Origin of the sequence: Pseudorhodobacter antarcticus, from assembly GCF_900110135.1 — a bacterium.
GTDB classification, from domain to species: Bacteria; Pseudomonadota; Alphaproteobacteria; order Rhodobacterales; family Rhodobacteraceae; genus Pseudorhodobacter; species Pseudorhodobacter antarcticus.
Genome location: NZ_FOCO01000115.1, coordinates 1 through 1,084, shown reverse-complemented (window position 1 = coordinate 1,084; position 1,084 = coordinate 1). Strand labels below are relative to the sequence as shown.

Here is a 1,084-nt window from a genome sequence, read left to right as displayed (position 1 = left end):
CTCCACCGCCTTCCAGACCTTTGCTGGGCTCGCGGCATAATTATGTCCTGTAAATGGGCATCCTCAAACAACGACAAAGTTTGCGACACAACCACGCTGCACACATAATGACTGGGCGGGTCAAATCTCGGTAACAATGCCGGGTCAGTTCTCAGAGGCAGTCAACAGCGCAATAGATTACTATTTTGGAGTAAACAAAGTATCTTTCGATAAAAGGGGCAGACAAATGACAGAAAGCCTGTAAAATTAAATGGGTAAATAATAACTGTCTGCGTATCGCCCTTTGTAATCCGCAATTTATGATCTTCAGCTGCCCAGTAGCTACATGGCAAGCCTTACCAAATGAACGAGATACAGATGACACAGCAGCTCTCACTTCTGATCGGCGACGATCACGAACTTGTCCGCGACGCCATCGCCCAAATTCTGCGATCAGAACCGACTTTTTCCGTCACTGTTGCACATGATGCTGATTCGGTCCTGAAGGAAATAAAGATGGCTGACAGCTACGACGTCATTCTGCTGGACGTGAATATGCCAGGAATGGATGGTTTGAACAGCGTGGAAGATATTGCTAGGGTCAATCAACCTGGCGCCGTGGTGGTTTTCTCTGGCCAAGTGGATGACGCATTTATCTGGAAAGCCATCGAACTTGGTGCGAAAGGCTATATTCCCAAGACTTTGCCTATCAGGGCTCTGATCGGCGCCATTCATGTCATTGCGTCGGGTCAAACGTTTGTACCTTTGCCCAGACGATCAGAAAGCGACGCAAACAAGCCGGGTAGCAGACTGACTGAAATTGAAAAAACAATCCTGCGCAGGTTGCCCAAAGGAATGACCAACAAGGAAATCGCCCACATTTTGAACATTACCGAAGTAATGGTTAAAATGCATATGCGATCCATCTGTCAAAAATTGCACGCAAAGAACCGCACCCACGCCGCCATGATAGCACAGCAAACGTCGATCATATGATTGGTCAGGCGACCCTAGGCTCCAGACTCATTGATAATCAAAGCCATAACAAGACGGTTGCTGCGAGGGCGATGGCTGAAAGGAAAACCTTTGGGCATCTGTCGTAGCG

1 protein-coding gene is annotated in these 1,084 nt (G+C 48.0%); it reads left to right on the top strand.

The features are described from left to right. The first annotated feature begins 357 nt into the window (after positions 1-357). Positions 358-975, top strand: a complete 618-nt coding sequence (locus BMY36_RS19145; protein WP_175469353.1) for a response regulator — start codon at positions 358-360, stop codon at positions 973-975. Positions 976-1,084: the final 109 nt, after the last annotated feature.